Origin of the sequence: Comamonas brasiliensis, from assembly GCF_018292285.1 — a bacterium.
Taxonomy (GTDB): Bacteria; Pseudomonadota; Gammaproteobacteria; order Burkholderiales; family Burkholderiaceae_C; genus Comamonas; species Comamonas brasiliensis.
Genome location: NZ_JAANES010000001.1, coordinates 686,964 through 709,426, shown reverse-complemented (window position 1 = coordinate 709,426; position 22,463 = coordinate 686,964). Strand labels below are relative to the sequence as shown.

The following is a 22,463-nucleotide window of genomic DNA, read 5'->3' as shown; positions in this document are numbered from 1 at the left end:
GTCAGAGCCCAAAAAGGCTTCGACTCCACCGAGGCTGCTGTCGCATTCTGGGCAGCGCCATGCATTGCGTCCAATGCATAGTTCGAGAAATTTCAATGCATTGGACTCATCACCATGGACATACGCCGACTGCAGCATCTGGTCATGCTGGCCGACAAGGCTAATTACGCTCGTGCAGCCGAGCAGCTGCATCTGAGCCAGCCCGCACTGACGCGCAGCGTGCAGGCAGCAGAGGAAGAATTTGCGATGAAGCTCTTCGAGCGCGGTGCGGGAGAGGTTCGTCCCACGGCAGCTGGCCAGTTTGTGCTGGAGCGCGCCCGTGAGCTGGTGCGCCAAAGCCGCAATCTGCAACGCGATGTGCAGCTCTATCGAGATCGGCAGATGGGGGACACGGCCTGCGGCTTTGGCCCGTTTCCGGCTCAGTTCCTGCTACCGCCACTGCTGCAACAGGCCCGTAAAGCCTTTGCTGGAGTACATGTGCGCGCCATCATGGGAAACTGGCAACAATTGCTGCAGCGCCTCAAGGACGATGAGATCGAATTCTTCGTGGCCGAAACCCGTGAGCTGCCCGCTGGCAGCGACTGCACGGTACGCGCCCTGCCCACCCAGCCCGGCGGCCTGTATGTGCGCAGCGGCCATCCGCTGCTGCAGTCCGCGCAAACCGATTTCACCCTGGCCCATTTGCATGCCCATGGCCTGGCTGCCGTGCGTCTGCCCCAAACCGTGCGCGATGCCTTATGCGCCCAGTTGCAGCTGAGCCATGACAAGCATCTGCTCGCGGTGGAGTGCGACGATGTCAACAGCCTGATCCAGCTGACACTGCACACCGATACCGTGCTGGCCGCCATCGAACCTGCGGTGCGTCCTTGGCTGCAAGGCGGACAGCTACAGGCCGTGAGGGTGCGACAGGTGCCGGCCATGACTTCGAGCTATGGCGTGGTCTGGCAGCGCGGGCGCAGCCTTTCGCCCATGGCGCAGTGGCTGGTGCAGCAGGTTTGCGAGCTGGCTGCACAGGCATGAAAAGTGACGCCCCACGCTCGCCCACTGCTTGTTGCCTCCCCTTGCCTTTGGACGGCCTGGGGATCATAAAAAAAGGCCCCGAAGGGCCTTTTCTGGATTCACAGCCTGGGGCTTGTGAATTACGCATCACGCGAAGCACGCTTGCGGTCGTGCTCCTTCAGGTGACGCTTGCGCACGCGCAGGCTGGTGGGGGTGATTTCCAGCAGCTCGTCGTCTTCGATGAATTCCACACCGTATTCCAGCGACAGGTCGATGGGAGGCGTGATCTTGATCGCGTCTTCCTTGCCGGAAACACGGAAGTTGGTCAGCTGCTTGGTACGGGTGGCGTTCACCACCAGATCGTTGTCGCGGCTGTGGATGCCGATGATCATGCCTTCGTACACGGGGTCGCCGGCCTTCACGAACATGCGGCCACGGTCGTCCAGCTTGCCCAGGGCGTAGGTGAAGATTTCACCGTCGTCCATGGAGATCAGCACGCCGTTCTTGCGGCCGCCGATGTCGCCCTTATGGGGTTCGTAGCTGTCGAAGATGTTGGCGATCAGGCCGGAACCACGTGTCAGGTTCAGGAATTCGTTGGTGAAACCGATCAGGCCACGGGCAGGGATACGGTATTCCAGACGGACGCGACCGCGGCCATCGGGTTCCATGTTCACCAGCTCGCCCTTGCGCTCGCCCAGTGCCTGCATCACGCCGCCCTGATGGCCTTCTTCGATGTCGGCAGTCACCAGCTCGATAGGCTCGTGCTTTTCGCCGTCAATCATCTGCATCACGACGCGAGGCTTGGACACGGCCAGCTCGTAACCTTCGCGGCGCATTTCTTCCAGCAAGATGGTCAGGTGCAGTTCGCCGCGGCCGGAGACTTCAAAGATACCGTCTTCGTCGGTCTCCTTGACGCGCAGAGCCACGTTGGAGCGCAGTTCCTTTTGCAGACGGTCCCAGATCTGGCGGCTGGTCACGAACTTGCCTTCACGACCTGCCAGGGGCGAGGTGTTCACGCAGAAGTTCATGGTCAGGGTGGGCTCGTCAATCTTCAGCATGGGCAGAGGCTGGGGATTGGCGGGGTCGGTGACGGTCTCGCCGATACCGATGTTTTCGATACCGCTGATCAGCACGATCTCGGAAGGACCGGCTTCGGTGGCCTGCACGCGGTCCAGACCCTGGAAGGTATGCACCTGGTTGATCTTGCCGCTGTAGCTCTTGCCGTCAGGACCGGCCATCACAGCCACTTGCTGACCGGGCTTGAGCGTGCCCTGGGTGATGCGGCCCACGCCGATACGACCCACGAAGGTGGAGTAATCCAGAGCGGAGACCTGCAGCTGCAGGGGAGCGCCGGCATCGCCTTGCACGGAAGGCACGTGATCCAGGATGGTGTCGAACAGGGCGGACATGTCCTCACCCCACTTGGCACCGGGCTCGCCCTCTTCCTTGGACGACCAGCCGTTGATGCCGGAGGCGTAGACCACGGGGAAGTCCAGCTGCTCGTCGGTGGCGCCCAGCTTGTCGAACAGGTCGAAAGCAGCGTTGATCACCTTGTCGGGGTTGGCGCCGGGCTTGTCCACCTTGTTCACAACCACGATGGGGCGCAGGCCCAGGGCCAGAGCCTTCTTGGTCACGAAGCGCGTCTGGGGCATGGGGCCTTCCTGCGCATCGATCAGCAGCACCACGCCGTCGACCATGGACAGGGCACGTTCCACTTCGCCGCCGAAGTCCGCGTGACCGGGCGTGTCGAGAATGTTGATGTGGGTGTCCTTCCAGGACACGGCACAGTTCTTGGCCAGAATGGTGATGCCGCGCTCACGTTCGATGGCATGGTTGTCCATCACGGTGTCGACGACTTTTTCGTGCTCGGCAAAAGTGCCGGACTGGCGCAGCAGCTGGTCCACCATGGTGGTCTTACCGTGGTCAACGTGCGCGATGATCGCAATGTTGCGGATTTGTTTGCTCATAATGTTTCCAAAATGCCGCTTGCTTGTGGACGCGGCGTTCCTTCCAAAATTTGTTGAATTTCTAGCGGACTGAGCAGGCGCTCGGGAATCAATTCCCCGCTCGCCACACGGCCTACCCCTAAAAGGGCATGCGGGCGCTCACCATACACCGCCACGGCCGGGGCATCCGCCCAAGACCCTCGACGGCGCAAGCCTGATAGAAAGCGTCCTGCATCCTGTTCACCCAAGGTGACGACGGCATGACGATGCAGCAGGGTATCGACAGGCTGGACCTGCGCGATGCGCTCTTCATCGTTCATGGCTTCCAGCGCCTGCAGCGTCACGCAGCGCGACACTTCAAGACCGCCGGTTTCCACACGGCGCAGAAAACGCAAATGGGCGCCACAGCCCAGGGCCTCGCCCACGTCTTCGCCCAATGTGCGGATGTAAGTGCCCTTGCTGCAGGTCACTCTCATCTTGACGGCCGGATGCCCCTGATCGTCCTGCACCAGCGTCAGCTCCAAGGCATGAATGGTGACATCGCGTGCGGGGCGCTCCACTTCCACGCCCGCACGGGCGTATTCGTAGAGTGCCTTGCCGTCCTTCTTCAGCGCACTGTGCATGGGCGGCACCTGCTTGATGTCGCCCGTGAACTGGGCCTGCACCTGCGCCAGGCGCTCGGGCGTGATGGCGGCCAGATCGACGGCACGCTCCAGCACCACATCGCCCTCGGCATCGGCCGTGGTCGTGGTCTGGCCCAGGCGGGCAATGGCTTCGTAGGTTTTCTCGGCTTCGAGCTGAAGCTGACTGAATTTGGTGGCAGCGCCGAAACACAGCGGCAGCACGCCACTGGCCAGCGGATCAAGCGTGCCTGTATGCCCGGCCTTTTCGGCGCGCAGCAGCCACTTGACCTTCTGCAAGATGTCGTTGCTGGACCAGCCCAGCGGTTTATCAAGCAGCAACACCCCATGCACAGGGCGCCGCTGCACCCGGGTGCGAGGGGCGTTCATGTGCTTATTCCTCTTCGGGTCCGCGCGACGCCACAGCCTTGGCGATCAAGGCGTTCATGTCGGCAGCGCGCTCTGTAGTGCGGTCGTAGACGAAATGCAGCGTGGGCACGGTATGAATGTGCAGACGCTTGAACAGGCCGTTGCGCAGAAAGCCTGCGGCCTGATTGAGTGCAGCCAGCGTCACTTCGGGATCGCCGACGAGCACGCTGAAGAACACCTTGGCGTGGGCATAGTCAGGAGTCACCTCCACGCCTTGCAGCGTGACCATGCCGACGCGCGGGTCCTTCAACTCGCGGGCGATCAGCTCCGACAGATCACGCTGGATCTGGTCGGAAACTTTGAAGCTGCGGTTGGGAGCAGCAGATTTGCGTTTGGTTGCCATGAATAAAAAAGGAGCTATTTGCGCTTGCTGCACAAGGATTTCAAGGCGTTTTCAGCCTCAAACCCTTGCAGAGCAGGCGCTAGCAGCTATTGCTTTTACAGCGTACGAGCGATTTCCTTGATCTCGAAGACTTCCAGCACGTCGCCTTCCTTGATGTCGTTGTAGTTGCGCAGCTTGATACCGCACTCGAAGCCTTCCTTGACTTCCTTGACATCGTCCTTCATGCGGCGCAGCGACTCGATCTCGCCCGTGTAGATGACCACGTTGTCGCGCAGCAGACGGAAGTGTGCGTTGCGGGTGACGTGACCTTGCGTGATGTACGAGCCGGCAATGGTGCCGATCTTCGTTGCCACGAACACGGTGCGGATCTCGGCCATACCGATGATCTCTTCGCGCTTCTCGGGAGCCAGCATGCCCGACATCGCAGCCTTCACCTCATCCACGGCGTCGTAGATGATGTTGTAGTAGCGAATATCGACATCGTTGCCTTCGGCGGTCTTGCGGGCCTGAGCATCCGCACGCACGTTGAAGCCGATGATGATGGCCTTGGAAGCCAGCGCCAGGTTGACGTCGGACTCGGAGATACCGCCCACGCCGGAGTACACCAGCTGAACCTTGATCTCGTCGGTGGACAGCTTGAGCAGCGAGGCTGCCAGAGCTTCCTGCGAGCCTTGCATGTCGGCCTTGATGATGATGGGCAGAGTCTGCACATCGCCAGCGGACATTTCGGCGAACATGTTTTCCAGCTTCGCAGCCTGCTGCTTGGCCAGCTTGGTGTTGCGGAACTTGCCAGCGCGGTAGGTCGCGATTTCACGGGCACGGCGTTCGTCGCTCAGCACCATGAAGTCGTCACCGGCCTGAGGCACTTCGCTCAGACCCTGAATTTCCACAGGGATGGAAGGACCGGCTGTCTTGGTCTGCTTGCCGTCTTCGTCCAGCATGGCACGAACGCGACCATAGGTCTGGCCCGCCAGCACCACGTCGCCGACCTTCAGCGTACCGGACTGCACCAGCACCGTAGCCACGGTACCGCGGCCCTTGTCCAGCTGGGCTTCGATCACGATACCCTTGGCTGCGGCGTCCACGGGAGCCTTGAGTTCCAGCACTTCGGCCTGCAGCAGCACTTGCTCCAGCAGCTCGTCGATGCCCTGACCGGTCTTGGAGGACACGGCCACGAAGGGGGAGTCGCCGCCGTACTCTTCGGGCAGCACCTCTTCCACCACCAGCTCCTGCTTGACGCGGTCGGGGTTGGCTTCGGGCTTGTCGGCCTTGGTGATAGCCACGACGATAGGAACACCGGCCGCCTTGGCGTGCTTGATGGCTTCCTTGGTCTGGGGCATCACGCCGTCGTCGGCAGCAGCCACCAGAATCACGATGTCGGTGGACTTGGCACCGCGAGCACGCATGGCCGTGAAGGCCTCGTGACCGGGAGTGTCCAGGAAGGTGATGATGCCGCGAGGCGTCTTCACATGGTAGGCACCGATGTGCTGAGTGATGCCGCCGGCTTCGCCCGACGCCACCTTGGTGCGACGGATATAGTCCAGCAGCGAGGTCTTACCGTGGTCCACGTGGCCCATCACGGTCACCACAGGAGCACGCGACAGCAGCTCGGCTTCGGCACTGGAGACTTCTTCATCGGTGAAGGCCTCCAGGTCGTCCAGCGCTGCCACCTTGGCGGTATGGCCCATTTCTTCCACCACGATCATGGCGGTGTCCTGGTCCAGCGGCTGGTTGATGGTGACCATCTGGCCCATCTTCATCAGAACCTTGATGACCTCGGATGCCTTGATGGCCATCTTGTGAGCCAGTTCGGCCACGGTGATGGTCTCGGGCACCGAAATCTCCAGCTGACGGAACTCGGGAGCCTGCTGCTGTTGCTGCTCGTGACGATCATTGCCACGACGGCCGCCCTTGGGACCACCGCGCCAGTTGGAGCGGCCAGCGACGCCACCGGAGCTGTCGCCACGGGTCTTGATTTCCTTCTTCTTGGCCGCATCGTTGGACCAGCTCGAAGACAGCTTGGCAGACTTGACTTCCTTGCCAGGACGGGCGCCACCGCCGGCGTTGGCCGCGCCAGCGCTGCCTGCAGGCTTGTTGCCATCCTTGGCGGCAACAGGCTTCTTGGCATCCGCAGCGACCGGAGCAGCCTTCTTGGGCTCCTCGGGCTTCTTGGCGACCAGCACCTTCTTGGGCGCGGCCATCATGGCACGGATGGCTTCCGCCTCGGCCAGGGCCTTGCGACGGCGTTCATCCAGATCCTTGGCGCGGCTGGCTTCTTCAGCAGCCTTGGCCTGGGATTCGGCTTCCGCCTTGGCGCGTGCATCGGCCTGGGCCGCAGCACGTGCAGCAGCGCCTGCGGCGTGCTCGCGCTTTTCCTCTTCCTTTGCCGCCTTGGCTTCAGCCACCTTGGCGACTTCCGCGGCTGCATAGGCTGCAGCACGTTCTTCGGCTTCGCGCTCGCGGCGCTCGCGCTCTTCGCGCTCTTGACGTTCCTTGGCCAATTGTTCTTCCTGATGGCTCAACAGCTCTGCCTCGCGGCGAGCATCTTCTTCACGGCGTACCAGCTCTTGACTAGCGGCACGCTCCTGCACAGCCTTAGCCATGCTTTCCGCATTGGCCTGAGCCTCGGCGGGAGTGTCTTCCCGCTTCACGAAAGTGCGCTTCTTGCGCACTTCCACCTGAATCGTACGGGCACGGCCCGATGAATCCGCCTGCTTGATTTCGCTGGTGGACTTCTTGGTCAGCGTGATCTTCTTGGCACCGCTGCCATGGCTTGCCTGCAGGTGAGACAGCAAGCGCTGCTTGTCACCTTCGGTCAGCGCATCAGCGGCATTGGCCTTGTCAACCCCGGCGGCCTTGAGCTGCTGCAGCAAGGTATCAGGGGTCGTGTTGCGCTCTTTCGCAAATTCTGCAACCGTATTACTCGACATAAATGCTCTGTACCTCCCTGACCTTACTCTTGCCCATCGGTAAACCAGTGCTCACGCGCCTTCATGATCAAGGCCTTGGCTTCTTCGGCGGTCTGACCGGTGATATCGGTCAGCTCGTCGATCGCCAGGTCGGCCAGATCGTCGCGGGTGTGCACATCAGCTTGCGCCAGCTTGTCCAGCAGTTCGGCAGTCATGCCGTCCAGAGAGACCAGATCCTCGGATGCCTTGCTCACATTTTCTTCGCGAGCAATTTCCTGACTCAGCAGTGCATCCTTGGCGCGGCTACGCAGCTCGTTCACCGTCTCTTCGTCGAAGGATTCGATTTCGAGCATTTCCTGCAGCGGCACATAGGCCACTTCTTCCAGGGTCTCGAAACCTTCTTCGATCAGGATGTTGGCGATTTCCTCGTCCACATCCAGCTTTTCCATGAACAGCTTGCGCGAGACAGCCGACTCGTCGGCCTGCTTCTGAGCAGACTCTGCAGCGTCCATGATGTTGATCTTCCAGCCTGTCAGCTCGGAGGCCAGACGCACGTTCTGACCGCCGCGACCGATGGCGATGGCCAGATTCTCCTCGTCCACGACCACGTCCATGGCATGCTTTTCCTCATCCACAACGATGGAAGAGACATTCGCAGGAGCCAGAGCACCGATCACGAACTGAGCGGGGTCTTCGGACCAGAGCACGATATCCACACGCTCGCCGGCCAGCTCGTTGGTCACGGCATTCACGCGGGTGCCGCGCACACCGACGCAGGTGCCGATGGGGTCCACGCGCTTGTCGTGGCTCAGCACGGCAATCTTGGCACGCGAGCCGGCGTCACGAGCGCAGCTCTTGATCTCCAGCAGGCCTTGCTCGATCTCGGGCACTTCATTGCGGAACAGCTCCACCATGAATTCGGGGGCCGAGCGCGACAGCAGGATGGGAGCGCCGCGCAGGGTGGCATCGACTTCCATGATCATGGCACGCACGCGGTCGCCGTTGCGCAGATTTTCCTTGGGGATCATCTCGCCGCGCTTGAGTCGGCCTTCCACACGGCCGGATTCGACAATGATGTCGCCCTTGTCCATGCGCTTGACGGTGCCGGTGAAGATCTTGTCGCCACGGGCCAGGAATTCGTTGAGCAGCATTTCGCGCTCGGCGTCGCGAATCTTCTGCAGGATGACCTGCTTGGCCGCCATGGCGCCGATACGGCCGATGGGCAGCGACTCGATCTGCTCTTCAATGAACTCACCAATCTGAATACCGGGCACGCGGTCTTCCGCATCCATCAGCATTTCTTCGGCGTCGGGGTTTTGCAGACCGGCATCGTCAGACACCACCACCCAGCGGCGGAAGGTGTCGTAGTCGCCGCTTTCGCGATCGATGGACACGCGGATGTCTACTTCACCTTGGTACAGCTTCTTGGTGGCCTGCGCCAGTGCGGATTCCACGGCACCAAAAACCACATCGCGTTCCACGTTCTTTTCACGCGAAATGGCTTCAACCAACATCAACAGTTCGCGATTCATGCGACGACTCTCCTATTTCAATCACACAAAGAGGATTTGCATGCGACCTCTTTGCCCCAAAAGATTCCAACGCTACAGCCGCCTCATTCGGGCTTGGCTGCGCGTCCTTTGAAATTCACAATCGGTGCCAGACGCGCTTCGCGCAACTCGTCAAGCGTAAAGCCCATGGCGTTCAATGGCGCGGGTTCACGCTTCTTGCTGACGCGCACGCCCGGCTTGGGGGGCGGCTCATCGCTCCAGACGATCTGCCAGCCACCTTCTTCAGTCCGTTCCAGCGTGCCACGAAATTTCTTGCGGTTTGCATTGATCTTGTCGCCACCGGCAGCCCCGATGGGAGCCTTTAGCGTCAGATCCACCTCCGAGCCTTCAAAGCGGATGAAGTCCTGCTCATGGCGCAGCAAACGATCGATGCCGGGAGAAGAGACCTCCAGGCGGGCGTATTCCGCACCATCGACTTCCAGCGCAAACTGAAGCTGGCGCGTGACCTTTTCGCAGTCTTCCACTGTCACGAACTGCTCGGGCAGCTCAGGCGCACCTTCCTCCGGCGCCTGCCAAGGCAAATCAATCGTGATGCGCAGCAGGCCGCCGGCCGAGCGCTCGATTTCAACCAGGTCATAGCCCAGACCTGTGACGGTTTGTTCAACGATTTGCTGTAGTGCCACGTGTATTCAGTTCAATCCCGAAAAATCTGCCAAATCATGGACTTAGCTCTGTCAGAAACAGGTTTCGCCATGAATTGCCCAAAAAAAACGGGCGGTATGTACCCGCCCGTTTGGTCGTGAAGCCGTGATTGTAGCCGCAAACCATTGTTTTCGCAAAAAGTGTCTCGCATAAAACAGCAATCAGCGCAAGACATCCTGCAGGTCATCGGCACGCAACAATCGCTGCAGCAATTCCTGGGCCTCCTGCTCCTGTGCAGGCCTTGCCGCCACGTCCGTCGGCAGGGATTGCAGCATCCGCGCCAGCACCCCAGTCTGCGGCAGCACCGGCCCCAGGAATCTGGCCCGCTCGCCCTGCGCCACCAGAATGGACGGAAAGGTTTCTATGTCCAGATCGCCGGCGACATCCTCGCGATCTTCGACATCGAGCCAGACAAAACGCATCTGCGGAAACTGGGCCGCCAGCGCCTCGAAAGGCTGCCGGTACTGCTTGCAGGTTCCGCACCAGTCGGCGCAGAGGCAGACCACCAGCCACTCCTGCGCCTTTGTAATTTCTTGTTTCATTTCACAAACTCTGGGCCGGCCTTCGCGCACGCCCTTGCATTGATCCGCCAATGGTAGCGCCAGATGCGGCCCGGGGTTGAGACTACGGCCATCACCCCGGCCTTCTGCGCAGCAGCCCTTGAAGCCGCCGCACTCTATCCCTATTATTTTCCTGAACCCGGGCGCGGCAGCGGCAGCAGCCAGAGCAACTGGCTTGCGCCCTTCTTTTAACAAGAAGATTGGTGACTCCATGGATTACAAGGACTATTACAAGATACTTGGCGTGGACAGGAAGGCCTCCGCCGACGACATCAAGAAGGCCTATCGCAAGCTCGCCCGCAAATACCATCCCGACATCAGCAAGGAAAAAGATGCGGACGCCCGCATGGCCGAGGTCAACGAAGCCAACACCGTGCTTTCGGACCCTGAAAAGCGCGCCGCCTATGACGCCATGGGTGACGAGATGCAGTTTGCGCAAAATGCCAGAGCCCAGGGTGGCGGAGGCTTTCGCCCGCCCCCCGACTGGGACCAGCAGGACTTTCACTTCAGCAGCCAGGGCGATGCCGGCAGCGACGCCGATTTCAGCGACTTCTTCTCGCAGATGTTCGGCCAGGCCGCCCGTGCGCGGCGCCATCAAGGCCAGCAAGGTGCACGCGGCACCCCCGATATGCGGGGCCAGGACCAGCATGCCAGCATAGAGCTGGATTTGCAGGACAGCTATAGCGGCGCCGTGCGCTCGCTGCATCTGCGTGCCACCGTACTCGACGAACAGGGCATCCCCACCTACAAGGACAAGGAGCTGCAGGTCACTATTCCCAAAGGGGTGCGCGAAGGCCAGATGATTCGCCTTGCCGGCCAGGGCAACCCCGGCCTGGGCAAGGGCGCTGCCGGCGATCTGCTGCTGGAGGTGCACTTTCGCAGCGATCCGCGCTGGTGGTCCGAGGGCAAGGACGTCTACCAGCGCGTGCCACTCGCGCCCTGGGAGGCCGAGCTGGGCGGCCCCGTGCGCTTCAAGACGCTGGCCGGAGAGCTGGAAGTCACCGTGCCCGCCGGCTATCGCTCGGGCCGCAAGCTACGCCTCAAGGGCAAGGGCCTGCCTGCGGCCGCGCCAGGTGACCTGTATCTGGTGCTGGATGTGGTCTTCCCGCCCGCCGCGACGGCCGAGCAAAAGCAGGCCTATGCCGACTTTGCCAAGGCCTTCCCGCAGTTCGATGCCCGCAGCCTCAGTTGAAAGGTTTTCCCATGAGTACCTCCCACTACCCTTTCTACGAACCTGCCGAGCTGCTGGAGCAGGCCGTGCTCGATCTGCACGAACTGGCCCGCCATTGCTGCACCAGCCCTCAATGGGTGATCGAACATGTGCAGACAGGCGTCATCAGCTACGACAACACCGGCCAGGTCCGCGAGATCAGCCATGAGCAGTGGCGCTTCAGCAGCCAGACGCTGGTGCGTGCGCGCCGCATTGCTCAGCTGGAACACAGCTTCGACGCCGACCCCCAGCTCGCCGCCCTGACCACGGATCTCATCGAGGAAGTGCAGCAGCTGCGCCGCAAGCTGAGGAATCTGCAGGGATAAGTCCGCCAGCGCCTGAGGCGCACAAAGCAAAAAGCCCTCGCACCGAAGTGACGAGGGCTTTTTTGCGGGCCGCACACCAGGGCGCGGCCTGCTGCAGGAATTAGCCGTGGCGCTTGCCGGGCTGCTTCTTGCTGCGAGTGTGCGAACCACGCTCCAGGCTCACGCGCTGGCCACGGCCGGGAGTGGGCAGGGTCACGCCATTGGGTGCCTGGGGACGGGGAGTGGCCTTGCGGTCTGCTTCGGTAACGATCTTATTGCCCATGTCGAATTCTCAATTGGGAGGTTGAAAAGGATCAATTAGGCCACAGCCAGAGAATTCGCGCCAAATAAATACAAACTTTCGAGTGCGGATTCAGTGTTTTTCAGCGAATGCCCTCCTCACGCATCAGCGGATCGACAGCAATTGCGGGCATTCAAAGCCTCAAGCCTTTGAGGAGCAAGCACCGCTCGCTATCAATTTCAGAACACCGCCGACTCGGCAACGACTCCGGCTGCCTCGACCAGCTGGCGCGTATAGGGCTGCTGCGGTGCCGTGAGCACCGCCTGCACGCCGCCCTGCTCCACGATCTGCCCATCCTTCATGACCAGCACCTCATGGGCCATGGCGCGAATCACGTCCACATCGTGGGTAATGAGCAGATAGGCCAGACCACGCTCCTTCTGCAGCCGCTGCAGCAAGGCCAGCACCTGCTGCTGAATGGTGACATCGAGTGCACTCGTGGGCTCGTCCAGCACCAGGACCTCGGGCTCCATGATGAGCGCGCGTGAAATCGCCAGACGCTGCCGCTGCCCGCCCGAGAATTCATGTGGATAGCGCTGCAGCAGGCCAGGGAACTGGGCCTCGGTCAGCCCCACCTCTTCCAGCATCTGGAGCACGCGCTCGCGCCGTGGCGCGGCAGCGAGCTCGGGGGCATGAATCTGCAGGCCTTCACCGACAATCTCTTCCACCGTCATGCGCGGCGACAGCGAAGAAAACGGATCCTGGAACACCACCTGGATCTTGCGCCGCAGCGCCAGATTGGCGGCGCTGTTGCGGATCGCCGGCTGCTGCCAGGGCCTGCCGGCGACCTGCAGCTCACCGGTCGCAGGCAACAGTCCCAGCACGGCCTGGGCCAGCGTGGATTTGCCCGAACCCGATTCGCCGATCACACCCAGGGTACAGCCCGGTCGCAGCAGCATATCCGCGCCCTTGACCGCCACGAATGCCCCCTTTTTGAACCAGCCACGAATGCCGGGCAAGGGCGTGGCATAGCTCACCTGCAGGGCCCGGGTCTGCACCACGACCGCCTCGCCAGCCGGCTCAGACTCCACCACATTGCGCACCGGCCGACTGGCCAGCAGCTTGCGGGTATAGGCATGCTGCGGGTTCTGCATCACCTCCGCCACGGCGCCCTGCTCCACAAGAGCGCCTTTTTCCATGACCGCCACGCGGTCGGCGAAGCGGCGCACCAGGTTCAGGTCATGCGTGATCATCAGCACGGCCATACCGGTCTGCCGCTGAAGATCGGCCAGCAGATCCAGTATCTGGCCGCGCAGCGTCACATCCAGCGCCGTCGTCGGCTCGTCGGCCAGCAGCAGCCGGGGACGGCTGGCCAGTGCCATGGCAATCATGGCGCGCTGACGCTGCCCGCCGCTGAGCTGATGCGGAAAGCTCTGCGCCCTGCGCCCGGGTTCGGGAATACCGGTCGTGGCCAGCAGCTCCACCGCCTGCGTCAAGGCCTGGCCACGGCTCAATGCCTGCTTGAGCTGTAGCACCTCGGCCACCTGCGCGCCCACGGTCATCAGCGGATTCAGCGCCGTCATCGGCTCCTGAAAAATCATGGCAATGTCGCCACCGCGTACCCCCTGCATCTCGCGCTCCGAAAGCCCCAGCAGATCGCGCCCGTCCAGCAGCGCCCGCCCGCTCAATTGGGCCTCCCCCACCAGCCTCAGCAGCGACAGCGCCGTGACCGACTTTCCCGAGCCGGACTCTCCCACCAGCGCCAGCTTTTCACCGGCAGCCATCGCGAAGCTCACGCCCTGCACCACGGGCTTGCCCGCAAAAGACACGCTCAGATCGTGCACGGTCAGCAGCTTGCTGCCGGCCTGACCCTCGTATTTCTCCTTGCTCATGGCTTGCCTCCTGCGCGTTTTGCAGCATCGGTGCGCGCCTGCTTGCGCGGGTCCAGCGCATCGCGCAGGGCGTCCCCCATAAAGGTCAGCAACAGCAGCGTGATGACCAGCACGCCAAAGGTGGACAGGGAAATCCACCAGGCATCGATATTGTTCTTGCCCTGGCTCAGCAGCTCGCCCAGGCTGGGCGTGCCCGGGGGAACACCCAGGCCCAGGAAATCCAGCGAGGTCAGTGCCAGGATGGCCCCGCTCATGCGAAACGGCAGAAAGGTGATCACCGGCGTCATGCTATTGGGCAGGATGTGGCAAAAGATGATGGAGCGATTGCTGGCACCCAGCGCCTGTGCGGATTTCACATAGTCAAGCTGGCGATTGCGCAGGAATTCGGCCCGCACATAATCGGCCAGTCCCATCCAGCCGAACAGGCTCAACAGGATCAGCAGTAGCGAGACACTGGGCGCAAACAGCGCGCTGAAGATGATGAGCAGGTAGAGCTCGGGCATGGAGCCCCAGATTTCCGTCAGGCGCTGAAAGGCCAGATCCGTCTTGCCGCCAAAAAAGCCCTGCACCGCTCCCGCCAGCACGCCCAGCAGTACGCCCACGGCCGTCAGCGCCAGACCGAACAGCACGCTGACGCGAAAGCCGTAGATGAGCTGCGCCAGTAGATCACGCCCCCGGTCGTCGGTTCCCAGCCAGTTGTCTGCCGAGGGCGCAGAAGGATTGGGCGACTTGGCAAAGTAGTTGATGGTGGACTTGCCATAGCGGTTGAGGGGGAAGATCGCCCAGTTGTCGCCCTCGTCAAGCCTTTGCCGGATGAAGGGGTCCAGATAGTCGGTAGGCGTATGGAAGTCGCCGCCAAACGTGGTTTCCGGGTAATCGTGCAGCAGCGGCAGATAGGTCTTCCCCTCATAGCGCACGATGAGCGGCTTGTCGTTGGACAGCAATTCGGCAAACAGGCTGAGCACCACCAGCACCGAGAAGATCACCAGGCTGACAAAGCCCAGCCGGTTGGACTTGAAACGCCTCCAGGCCCGGCGCCCCGGGGACTCGGATTGGGCAGCAGACACAGTCTGCACGGCATCAACTCCTGAATTCATAGCTGCTTGCGCTTTAGAGGATTGGGTTTGAGGCCTTGTTTGCATATCTCAGTCAAACTTGACCCGAGGGTCCACCCAGACATAGCAAAGATCGCTGATGAGCTTGGTCACCAGACCGATCAGCGTGAACAGATACAGCGTGCCCAGCACCACGGGAAAGTCGCGGCGAATCACGCTTTCATAGCTGAGCAGACCCAGGCCATCGAGCGAGAACAGGGTCTCGATCAGCAGCGCCCCGGCAAAGAAAGCGCCAATGAAAGCCGAGGGAAAGCCCGTGACGATGGGAATCAGCGCATTGCGAAACACATGCTTGTAGAGCACCTGGCGTTCGGACAGGCCCTTGGCGCGAGCCGTCAGCACATACTGCTTGCGGATCTCCTCGAGAAACGAGTTCTTGGTCAGCATGGCCGTCACGGCAAAGCTGCCAGCCACCATGGCGGTCACGGGCAGGGCGATATGCCAGAAATAGTCCGCCACCTTGCCCATGGTGCTGAGCTCGTCGAAGTTGGCCGAGGTCAGCCCGCGCAGCGGAAACCACTGCAACTGCCCGCCGAAGATGACCAGCAGCGCCACACCCAGCACAAAGCCCGGGATGGCATAGCCGACGAGAATCAGAACCGTGGTGACCAGATCAAAGCGCGAGCCCGCCCGCACGGCCTTGGCCACCCCCAGGGGCACGGCCACCAGATAGCTGATGAAGAAGGTCCACAGACCCAGGCTGATGGAGACCGGCAGTTTTTCCTTGACCAGCGCCCAGACACTTTTGTTCTGGAAAAAGCTGGTACCCAGATCAAAGCGCGCAAACTGCCCCAGCATCTGCACAAAGCGTTCGGCCGGCGGCTTGTCAAAGCCGTACAAGGCCTTGATCTCCTCGATCCGCTTGGGGTCCACGCCCTGTCCGCCGCGATAGCTCATGGCAGCCCCCTCGGCCCCAGGACCTGCGCCGGCCTTGGCCTCGGCCAGATATTGCTCGACCGGGCCGCCTGGCACGAACTGGATGACGACAAAGGTCAGCAGCAGCACGCCCAGCAACGTCGGGATCATCAGCAAAATGCGTTTGAGAATATAGGCAAACATCTTCGATCAACCCTTGTTTTCAGCCGCGGTGGTGATGGCCGCAGCGCCGGGCCGCCCCATGCAAGGCCAGCCCCCTCGGGGGCCGCGACCCGCGCAACGGTGGAGCGTGGGGGCCACTTTACCTGGGCCGCCGCGCCGGGCCGCCCCAAGCAGGGCCAGCCCCCTTGGGGGGCAGCGACCCGTGCAACGGTGGAGCGTGGGGGCCACTTTACTTGGCCCACCATGCATAGACAGCCCATAGCTCGCCCGGCGAATAGGCCGGAATCTGCCCTGGCAGCGCCAGCCTCCAGGCGTCATAGACCATGCGGTGCGTGCCCGAGTAGTACTGGGGGATCAGGTAGTGGCCGTGCACGATGATGCGCTCCAGCGCGTGGCAGGCGGGCAGCATGTCCTGCTCGGACTTGGCGGCGGCCATGCGGGCAATGATGGCATCAACCGCCTTGCTTTTCACTCCGGGAAAGTTAAAGCCGCCCTCCTGATCCGCGGAGGCACTGCCAAACAGCTCGGCATAGTCCTGACCCGGGTTGTGTGTACCCGGCACATTGAGCGTGATGATGTCGAAATCAAACTTGTCTTGCCGCTGCTGGTAGAGCGCAAAATCGACATTGTGCAGCTTGAGCGTGATGCCCAGCTTCTCCAGATTCCGCGACCAGGAGCTGATCAGACGCGCACTGTCGCCGCTGTCCAGATACTCCAGCACCATGGGCTCGCCCTTGGCGTTGCGCAACGCACCGTCCTTGACCGTCCAGCCCGCATCCGCCAGCAGCTTCTGCGCACGCCGCAGATTGCCGCGCAGGCCATCAGGCCCATCGGTGCGTGGCGGCTGGGCCATGGGCCCCAGCGTGCCTGGCGGCAGGCTGGCCTCATAGGGTTTGAGCAAAGCCAGCTCTTCTGCGCTGGGCTCGCCCCGCGTCTCGCAAGCGGTGTTGCCAAACAAGCCATGCACACGCTGATAAGCGCCATAGAACATCTGACGACTCATCCACTCAAAGTCGTAAGCCAGGCCCAGGGCCTCGCGCACGCGAACATCCTTGAGCTGCTCACGCCGCGTATTCAGGAAAAAGCTCTGAAAACCCGAGGGCAGTTTGTTCTCGAATGTGCCCTTGACCAGCTCGCCCGAGGCAAAGCGCCTGCCCGTCAACCGCCTGGCCCAGTCGCCCGCACTGTTGACACGCATGAGGTCGAACTCGCCGGCCTTGAGGGCCTCCAGCCGGGCTGTGTTGTCCTTGTAGATCTTGATGGTGACGCGGTCGAAATTGGCCAGACCGACACGCACCGGCAGGGTCGCCCCCCAGTAGCCCGGGTCGCGCACATAGCTGATGTCCTTGCCGAACTTGACCGGACCGATCTTGTAAGGGCCGCTGCCAATCGGAATATCCGTGACGACCTGATCAAAGGCCTTGGGCTTGCCATCGGCACCCAGCCCCCAGTCGCGGCTGAACACGGGAAGCAAGGCACCCACGGTCAACGGCAGATCGCGGTTGGGTTTCTTGAAGCGAAAGCGCACCGTGCGCTCGTCGAGCACATCGCAGGCCGCCACCTCGGCAAACAGCGTCTTGTAGCCGGGCGAGACATATTTGCTCAGCAGCGTCTGGTAGCTGTGTTTCACATCCTGAGCCAGCACCGGCTTGCCGTTGTGAAAGCGCGCCTGTTTGCGCAGCTTGAAGGTGGCGGACAGGCCGTCGGCCGCCACATCCACATCCTCGGCCAGCAGGCCGTAGCCCGACGCCGTCTCGTCGAGACTGGGAGCGAGCAAGGTCTCGAACAGCATGTCCGCCAGATAGGCAGGTGGCGAGCCCTTGATGGTGAAGGGGTTGTACTTGTCGAAGGTCGAATAGCGCAGATTGCTGACCATGCGCAACTCTCCACCCTTGGGCGCTTGAGGGTTCACATAGTCAAAGTGCTTGAAGTCGGCCGCGTACTTGGGCTGACCCCAGAGCGCATAGCCATGTGCCGCCAGGGCGGGTGTGGCAACTTGGCTGCTGACAATCAGGGCTGAGCAAATCATCCAATGGCGCATGCGACAATTCTGCCCTACCCCGACTGATTCGCACCCAGTTCGAGCGGATACGTTTTCAAAGATTGCGCCGCTGCCACAGATGGTGCAGTTCCCTCTTTCAATTTTCTCTGGAGAACAACAATGGGTTTTCTCGCCGGTAAAAAGCTGCTGATCACGGGCGTCCTGTCCAACCGTTCCATCGCCTACGGCATTGCCAAGGCCTGCCATGAGCAAGGTGCAGAACTGGCTTTCAGCTATGTGGGTGAACGCTTCAAGGACCGCATCACCGAGTTCGCGGCCGACTTCAACTCCACGCTGGTGTTCGACTGCGACGTGGGCGACGACGCCCAGATCGAAAAGCTGTTCGCCGACCTGGGCGCCACCTGGGGCAAGTTCGACGGTTTTGTGCACTCCATCGGTTTTGCCCCCCGTGAAGCCATTGCCGGCAACTTCCTCGACGGCCTGAGCCGCGAGAACTTCAAGATCGCCCACGATATCAGCGCCTACAGCTTCCCCGCCATGGCCAAGGCTGCCCTGCCTTACCTGAACGACAAGTCCTCGCTGCTGACCCTGTCGTACCTGGGCGCTCTGCGCTCCATCCCCAACTACAACACCATGGGCCTGGCCAAGGCATCGCTGGAAGCTTCGGTGCGCTACCTGGCCGAAGCCGTGGGCCGCACGGCCGACGGCCGCGCCATCCGCGCCAACGGCATCTCCGCCGGCCCCATCAAGACCTTGGCAGCCTCGGGCATCAAGGACTTCGGCAAGCTGCTGGGCCGCGTGGCCGATGCCGCGCCCCTGCGCCGCAATGTGACGATCGAAGACGTGGGCAATGTCGCGGCCTTCCTGCTGTCCGACCTGGCCTCCGGCGTGACCGCCGAGATCACCTATGTGGACGGCGGTTTCAGCCAGACCGCAGGCCTGTCGGCCGATCAGGTCTGAGCCCATCGCTTCTGACGACACCAGCCCCGCAGGCCTCAGCAGCCTGCGGGGCTTTGTTTTTTGCCGCCTTGCGCGACATCTTGGCCCTTGCCCTACAAGCACGGCAGAGCACTGACGCTATGGTTCACAGTGTTTTTATCTACGGTTCTGACGACTACTCAAGAGGAGCTTACATGCCATATCGTTTTCTCATCCTGGCCGCATCCGCTGCTGCCCTGACGGCCTGCAGCACCCCCGAACCCCAGCCCGCCCAGGCCATCGCCAGATTGCAGGCCACTTCGGGCAGCAAGGTCAGCGGCGATGTGAAATTCACCCAGAAGACCGGTCAGCAGGTCGTGATCAACGCCGTGATTCACGGCCTCAAGCCCAATTCCGAGCACGGCTTTCACATCCACGACAAGGGCGACTGCGGTGACAACGGCAATGCCGCTGCGGGCCACTTCAACCCATCGGGAAATCCGCATGGCAAATATGACTCCACCCAGCACCATATGGGCGATCTGCCCAGCCTGAAGGCCGACTCCAACGGCGTGGCCACCGTCAACATACAGTCGGCAGACATCACCTTGCTGGCCGGCCCCGGCAATGTCATAGGCCGTGCGGTCATCGTCCATGCCCAGCCCGACGACTACACCACCCAGCCCACGGGCAATGCCGGCGCGCGCATCGCCTGCGCGGTCATCAGCCGCGACTGAAGGCCTTGCCCCAGGAAAAAGCCGCTGCCTGGCTGCAGCGGCTTTTTTATGCAATCGCCGTAACTCCCTATAGATAAAGCGCTGACAGCTACGTTTTTTGATAAGGGTTCGTGCCCGCATCGACAGCACGGGCTTCGCGCTCTAGCATGAGCTGCCTCTTTACCGGGAGATAGCCATGCCTGAACCACGGCACCGCCCCCTGCAGGAATGCGTCCGCTGGCTGGTCTGCGCCTGTCTCTGCCTTGGCTTTGCCGTGCTGGCCCAGACCACGGCACAGCCACCTTCGCTGATGCTGGCCCAGGTCTGGCGCAGCGGCCTGCCGCTGCAGGACTATTGGGTCAGCGAAAAGCTGGACGGCGTGCGCGGCTACTGGAACGGCCACCAGCTCGTCAGCCGTGGCGGGCAGCGGATCGCGGCGCCTGAGTGGTTTGTCCGGGATTGGCCGACCACCCCCATGGATGGCGAGCTCTGGGCTGGACGCGGCCGGTTTGCCCATGCCCAGTCCACCACGGCACAGGCCATACCGGACGACCGAGCCTGGCGCCAGATGAGATTCATGGTGTTCGATCTGCCTGCGGCTCCTGGCAGCTTTGACCAGCGCCTGCCGCTGCTGCAGCGCACCGTGGACGCCATTGCCCAGGACTGGGTGCAGATGGTGGAGCAGCGCAAGCTGGGCTCGGAGGCGGAGCTGCAGCAATGGCTGAGTACCGTCATCAAAGGCGGCGGCGAGGGCTTGATGCTGCACAAGGGCAGCGCACCCTATCGCTCGGGCCGCAGCGACGATCTGCTCAAGCTCAAGCCCTTCGATGATGCCGAAGCCCGGGTCATAGGCTACAAAAGCGGACGCGGGCAATGGCAGGGCATGACGGGTGCGCTGCTGGTGCAGACCCCGGACGGCCGACAGTTTTCACTGGGCTCCGGGCTGACGGCCCAGATGCGCAAAAGCCCGCCTGCGCTCGGCAGCTGGGTCACTTATCGCTACCAGGGCCTGCATGAAAAAAGCGGCCTGCCGCGCTTTGCCCGCTTTATGCGGGTGCGCAGCGAGCTGGGCTTTCAGCCCGAGCCGGCAAGCCCGTGACTCACAACTTCATCGGTGCCTGCGACCATTGACCATGCGCTTGAGTCCCGCGACATCAGTGGCTACGGCAGCTGCGCCCCCAGGTCGCGCGCGGCCTGCAACACGTTTTTGACATAGCGCTCGTCATAGCGATGCGCCGGCATGGTCAGCGTCAGGGCGGCCGCCAGATCGCCGCTGCGGCGGAAAACCGGGGCCGAGATGCCGGCGATCTCGCTATGCCTGTCACCCACCAGGGCTTCGTAGCCATCGGCCCGTACACGCGCATAGTGGTTGCGATTTTTCTTCAACCAGTCCCCCAGCTCCGGATCGAAGGCAACCAGCACGCGCCCGCCCGCGCCTTTGTCCAGGGGCAGCAGATCGCCGGCGCGCGCATGATCGCGCACCGGGTGCGGCGAATCCACGCGGTACAGACACAGACGCTCGCGCCCCTGGCGCACATGGTAGGCAGCGCTCTCGCCCGTGGCCTGAACCAGTGCGCGCAGCACCGGCATGACCAGCTTGTCCAGCGAAAAGCTCTGTTCGTAAACCGCATGCAGCCTGGCCACGGCCGAACCCACCGCATAGCGCCCGTCATCCTGGCGCTGAACCCAGCCCCCATGCTCCAGAGAGGCCAGCAATCTCAGCACCGTGCTCTTGTAAAGACGCGTGCGCTCGGCCAGCTCGGCCAGACTCAGCGCGGCATCGCCATCCTGGAATGCGCTCAGCACGCTGAGGGCGCGGTCCACTGCGGCCACACCGCCAGGCGCGGCATTCTCGTCGGCTACAGATTCATTCAGGGATTTACGCGGCATAAAAACTCCTGCCCCTCAGCTTGACAGGGCATCAGGACGCAAGGCAATATTTCAATAGAAAGAATTAAGTTCTATCAGATAGAACATCATTAAAGCATTGTGCCAGCCGCAATGCAAGCATGAAATCCAAGTGAGGCAACCATGTCATTCCCCCACCGCTTCGATCTCCTGATCAGCGAAGTCGGCCCCCGCGACGGCCTGCAGTCGGTCTCGGCTACCATGAGCACGGCCCATAAATATGCCTGGATCGATGCCCTGGTGGCAGCGGGCGTGCAGGAAATCGAAGTCGGCTCCTTTGTCTCGCCCAAGCTGCTGCCGCAGATGGCCGATGCCGCCGAAGTCGTGCGCCACGCCACCGCCCACCCCGGCGTCACCATCATGGCCCTGGTGCCCAATCTCAAGGGAGCCGAAGCCGCCATCCGCGCCGGGGCGCACAAGATCACGCTGCCCGTATCCGCCAGCCCCGCGCACTCCATGGCCAATGTGCGCAAGACACCCGCGCAGATGGTGGAGGAAGTGCGCGCCATCGCCAGGCTGCGCGATGAGATCGCCCCTGCCGTGCATATCGAGGCGGGCATATCCACCGCTTTCGGCTGCACCTTGCAGGGCCTGGTACCCGAGGACGAGGTGATCGCTCTGGCTGCAGCCTGCGTGGCTGCCGGCGCCGACGAATCGGGGCTGTCGGACACCACGGGCATGGCCAACCCGGCCCAGGTCAAGCGCCTGTTCACGCGCCTGCGCAGCGAGCTCGGCGACAAGGCCGGCGCCGCGCATATGCACAACACCCGAGGCCTGGGCCTGGCCAACTGCCTGGCTGCCTATGAGGCTGGCGTGCGCACTTTCGACGCCTCCCAGGCCGGACTGGGCGGCTGCCCCTATGCCCCTGGCGCCTCGGGCAATGTGGTGACCGAAGATCTGGTCTTCATGTTCGAAGCCATGGGTCTGCGCACCGGCATTGACATTGAACGATTGCTTGCTGCGCGAGAAACGCTGGCCGTCGGCCTGCCGGGGGAGGCGCTGTACGGCATGCTGCCACCCGCGGGCCTGCCCAAGGGCTTTGTGCCTCACCGTTACTGATCACGCCTCGGCTCGCCGACGAGCCGGGCGCCACAAGAGA

20 protein-coding genes are annotated in these 22,463 nt (G+C 62.2%); 7 read left to right on the top strand and 13 right to left on the bottom strand.

Annotated elements, in window-relative coordinates; translation table 11 throughout:
- Window positions 1–114 precede the first annotated feature (114 nt).
- Window positions 115–1,020 (top strand): LysR family transcriptional regulator, encoded by a 906-nt coding sequence (locus DJFAAGMI_RS03195; RefSeq protein WP_211455905.1) that lies wholly within the window; start codon window positions 115–117, stop codon window positions 1,018–1,020.
- 119 nt (window positions 1,021–1,139) lie between these two features.
- Here DJFAAGMI_RS03195 and typA read toward each other — a convergent pair whose 3' ends face one another.
- The 7 genes from typA to DJFAAGMI_RS03160 all read right to left on the bottom strand — a co-directional run bounded on the left by typA (window position 1,140) and on the right by DJFAAGMI_RS03160 (window position 10,001).
- Window positions 1,140–2,966, bottom strand: a complete 1,827-nt coding sequence (gene typA / locus DJFAAGMI_RS03190) for a translational GTPase TypA (RefSeq protein ID WP_211455904.1) — start codon at window positions 2,964–2,966, stop codon at window positions 1,140–1,142.
- Window positions 2,963–3,955 (bottom strand): tRNA pseudouridine(55) synthase TruB, encoded by a 993-nt coding sequence (gene truB / locus DJFAAGMI_RS03185; RefSeq protein WP_043004489.1) that lies wholly within the window; start codon window positions 3,953–3,955, stop codon window positions 2,963–2,965. Before truB ends, typA begins: the two co-directional genes overlap by 4 nt.
- Window positions 3,956–3,959: 4 nt before the next feature.
- Window positions 3,960–4,337, bottom strand: a complete 378-nt coding sequence (gene rbfA, locus DJFAAGMI_RS03180; RefSeq protein WP_003080483.1) for a 30S ribosome-binding factor RbfA — start codon at window positions 4,335–4,337, stop codon at window positions 3,960–3,962.
- Window positions 4,338–4,432: 95 nt separating this feature from the next.
- Window positions 4,433–7,267, bottom strand: coding sequence for a translation initiation factor IF-2 (gene infB, locus DJFAAGMI_RS03175; RefSeq protein ID WP_211455903.1), 2,835 nt, complete (start codon window positions 7,265–7,267; stop codon window positions 4,433–4,435).
- Between the two features lie 23 nt (window positions 7,268–7,290).
- Entirely contained in the window at window positions 7,291–8,778 is a 1,488-nt protein-coding gene (nusA, locus tag DJFAAGMI_RS03170; RefSeq protein WP_211455902.1) for a transcription termination factor NusA, read from the bottom strand.
- An 83-nt stretch (window positions 8,779–8,861) separates the two neighbouring features.
- Window positions 8,862–9,440, bottom strand: coding sequence for a ribosome maturation factor RimP (gene rimP / locus DJFAAGMI_RS03165; RefSeq protein ID WP_211455901.1), 579 nt, complete (start codon window positions 9,438–9,440; stop codon window positions 8,862–8,864).
- A gap of 180 nt (window positions 9,441–9,620) precedes the next feature.
- Window positions 9,621–10,001 carry a thioredoxin family protein gene (locus tag DJFAAGMI_RS03160; protein WP_043004487.1) on the bottom strand — a complete coding sequence of 127 codons (381 nt, stop codon included), beginning with the start codon at window positions 9,999–10,001 and terminating at the stop codon, window positions 9,621–9,623.
- 229 nt (window positions 10,002–10,230) lie between these two features.
- On the opposite strand from DJFAAGMI_RS03160, the gene DJFAAGMI_RS03155 reads away from it, so the two are divergent.
- On the top strand, window positions 10,231–11,211 hold the full coding sequence (locus DJFAAGMI_RS03155; RefSeq protein ID WP_043004486.1) for a DnaJ C-terminal domain-containing protein: 981 nt from the start codon (window positions 10,231–10,233) through the stop codon (window positions 11,209–11,211).
- An 11-nt stretch (window positions 11,212–11,222) separates the two neighbouring features.
- The gene (locus DJFAAGMI_RS03150; RefSeq protein WP_211455900.1) at window positions 11,223–11,555 is read left to right on the top strand and encodes a chaperone modulator CbpM; all 333 of its coding nucleotides are present in this window, start codon (window positions 11,223–11,225) and stop codon (window positions 11,553–11,555) included.
- A gap of 100 nt (window positions 11,556–11,655) precedes the next feature.
- Here DJFAAGMI_RS03150 and DJFAAGMI_RS03145 read toward each other — a convergent pair whose 3' ends face one another.
- The 5 genes from DJFAAGMI_RS03145 to DJFAAGMI_RS03125 all read right to left on the bottom strand — a co-directional run bounded on the left by DJFAAGMI_RS03145 (window position 11,656) and on the right by DJFAAGMI_RS03125 (window position 17,861).
- Window positions 11,656–11,817, bottom strand: a complete 162-nt coding sequence (locus tag DJFAAGMI_RS03145) for a hypothetical protein (protein ID WP_003056362.1) — start codon at window positions 11,815–11,817, stop codon at window positions 11,656–11,658.
- A 197-nt stretch (window positions 11,818–12,014) separates the two neighbouring features.
- The gene (locus DJFAAGMI_RS03140) at window positions 12,015–13,667 is read right to left on the bottom strand and encodes an ABC transporter ATP-binding protein (RefSeq protein WP_211455899.1); all 1,653 of its coding nucleotides are present in this window, start codon (window positions 13,665–13,667) and stop codon (window positions 12,015–12,017) included.
- Entirely contained in the window at window positions 13,664–14,764 is a 1,101-nt protein-coding gene (locus DJFAAGMI_RS03135) for an ABC transporter permease (protein ID WP_211455898.1), read from the bottom strand. Before DJFAAGMI_RS03135 ends, DJFAAGMI_RS03140 begins: the two co-directional genes overlap by 4 nt.
- 48 nt (window positions 14,765–14,812) lie before the next feature.
- Window positions 14,813–15,841: a microcin C ABC transporter permease YejB gene (locus tag DJFAAGMI_RS03130; protein WP_211455897.1), complete on the bottom strand. Its 1,029-nt coding sequence runs from the start codon at window positions 15,839–15,841 to the stop codon at window positions 14,813–14,815.
- 208 nt (window positions 15,842–16,049) lie between these two features.
- A complete protein-coding gene (locus DJFAAGMI_RS03125; protein ID WP_211455896.1) occupies window positions 16,050–17,861 on the bottom strand; it encodes an extracellular solute-binding protein in 1,812 nt (603 codons plus the stop codon).
- Between the two features lie 120 nt (window positions 17,862–17,981).
- On the opposite strand from DJFAAGMI_RS03125, the gene fabI reads away from it, so the two are divergent.
- The 3 genes from fabI (at window position 17,982) to DJFAAGMI_RS03110 (ending at window position 20,555) form a co-directional block, all read left to right on the top strand.
- Entirely contained in the window at window positions 17,982–18,782 is an 801-nt protein-coding gene (gene fabI / locus DJFAAGMI_RS03120) for an enoyl-ACP reductase FabI (protein ID WP_211455895.1), read from the top strand.
- 173 nt (window positions 18,783–18,955) lie between these two features.
- A complete protein-coding gene (locus DJFAAGMI_RS03115) occupies window positions 18,956–19,477 on the top strand; it encodes a superoxide dismutase family protein (protein ID WP_211455894.1) in 522 nt (173 codons plus the stop codon).
- A gap of 175 nt (window positions 19,478–19,652) precedes the next feature.
- Window positions 19,653–20,555 (top strand): DNA ligase, encoded by a 903-nt coding sequence (locus DJFAAGMI_RS03110; protein WP_249333743.1) that lies wholly within the window; start codon window positions 19,653–19,655, stop codon window positions 20,553–20,555.
- 62 nt (window positions 20,556–20,617) lie between these two features.
- Here the strand turns inward: DJFAAGMI_RS03110 and DJFAAGMI_RS03105 are convergent, their stop codons facing one another.
- Window positions 20,618–21,346, bottom strand: coding sequence for an IclR family transcriptional regulator (locus DJFAAGMI_RS03105; protein WP_211455893.1), 729 nt, complete (start codon window positions 21,344–21,346; stop codon window positions 20,618–20,620).
- Between the two features lie 141 nt (window positions 21,347–21,487).
- Here DJFAAGMI_RS03105 and DJFAAGMI_RS03100 point away from each other — a divergent pair, with 141 nt between their 5' ends.
- Window positions 21,488–22,423, top strand: coding sequence for a hydroxymethylglutaryl-CoA lyase (locus DJFAAGMI_RS03100; RefSeq protein ID WP_211455892.1), 936 nt, complete (start codon window positions 21,488–21,490; stop codon window positions 22,421–22,423).
- Window positions 22,424–22,463: the final 40 nt, after the last annotated feature.

Excerpts from the sequence above, each read along its gene's own strand:
- DJFAAGMI_RS03155 (WP_043004486.1), top strand. The coding sequence starts at position 10,231 with ATGGATTACAAGGACTATTACAAGATACTTGGCGTGGACAGGAAGGCC.
- DJFAAGMI_RS03115 (WP_211455894.1), top strand. The coding sequence starts at position 18,956 with ATGCCATATCGTTTTCTCATCCTGGCCGCATCCGCTGCTGCCCTGACG.
- DJFAAGMI_RS03100 (WP_211455892.1), top strand. The coding sequence starts at position 21,488 with ATGTCATTCCCCCACCGCTTCGATCTCCTGATCAGCGAAGTCGGCCCC.
- DJFAAGMI_RS03160 (WP_043004487.1), bottom strand. The coding sequence starts at position 10,001 with ATGAAACAAGAAATTACAAAGGCGCAGGAGTGGCTGGTGGTCTGCCTC.
- infB (WP_211455903.1), bottom strand. The coding sequence starts at position 7,267 with ATGTCGAGTAATACGGTTGCAGAATTTGCGAAAGAGCGCAACACGACC.
- DJFAAGMI_RS03195 (WP_211455905.1), top strand. The coding sequence starts at position 115 with ATGGACATACGCCGACTGCAGCATCTGGTCATGCTGGCCGACAAGGCT.
- DJFAAGMI_RS03145 (WP_003056362.1), bottom strand. The coding sequence starts at position 11,817 with ATGGGCAATAAGATCGTTACCGAAGCAGACCGCAAGGCCACTCCCCGT.
- DJFAAGMI_RS03150 (WP_211455900.1), top strand. The coding sequence starts at position 11,223 with ATGAGTACCTCCCACTACCCTTTCTACGAACCTGCCGAGCTGCTGGAG.
- DJFAAGMI_RS03130 (WP_211455897.1), bottom strand. The coding sequence starts at position 15,841 with ATGTTTGCCTATATTCTCAAACGCATTTTGCTGATGATCCCGACGTTG.
- DJFAAGMI_RS03135 (WP_211455898.1), bottom strand. The coding sequence starts at position 14,764 with ATGAATTCAGGAGTTGATGCCGTGCAGACTGTGTCTGCTGCCCAATCC.
- fabI (WP_211455895.1), top strand. The coding sequence starts at position 17,982 with ATGGGTTTTCTCGCCGGTAAAAAGCTGCTGATCACGGGCGTCCTGTCC.
- DJFAAGMI_RS03110 (WP_249333743.1), top strand. The coding sequence starts at position 19,653 with ATGCCTGAACCACGGCACCGCCCCCTGCAGGAATGCGTCCGCTGGCTG.
- typA (WP_211455904.1), bottom strand. The coding sequence starts at position 2,966 with ATGAGCAAACAAATCCGCAACATTGCGATCATCGCGCACGTTGACCAC.
- nusA (WP_211455902.1), bottom strand. The coding sequence starts at position 8,778 with ATGAATCGCGAACTGTTGATGTTGGTTGAAGCCATTTCGCGTGAAAAG.
- truB (WP_043004489.1), bottom strand. The coding sequence starts at position 3,955 with ATGAACGCCCCTCGCACCCGGGTGCAGCGGCGCCCTGTGCATGGGGTG.
- DJFAAGMI_RS03105 (WP_211455893.1), bottom strand. The coding sequence starts at position 21,346 with ATGCCGCGTAAATCCCTGAATGAATCTGTAGCCGACGAGAATGCCGCG.
- DJFAAGMI_RS03140 (WP_211455899.1), bottom strand. The coding sequence starts at position 13,667 with ATGAGCAAGGAGAAATACGAGGGTCAGGCCGGCAGCAAGCTGCTGACC.
- DJFAAGMI_RS03125 (WP_211455896.1), bottom strand. The coding sequence starts at position 17,861 with ATGCGCCATTGGATGATTTGCTCAGCCCTGATTGTCAGCAGCCAAGTT.
- rbfA (WP_003080483.1), bottom strand. The coding sequence starts at position 4,337 with ATGGCAACCAAACGCAAATCTGCTGCTCCCAACCGCAGCTTCAAAGTT.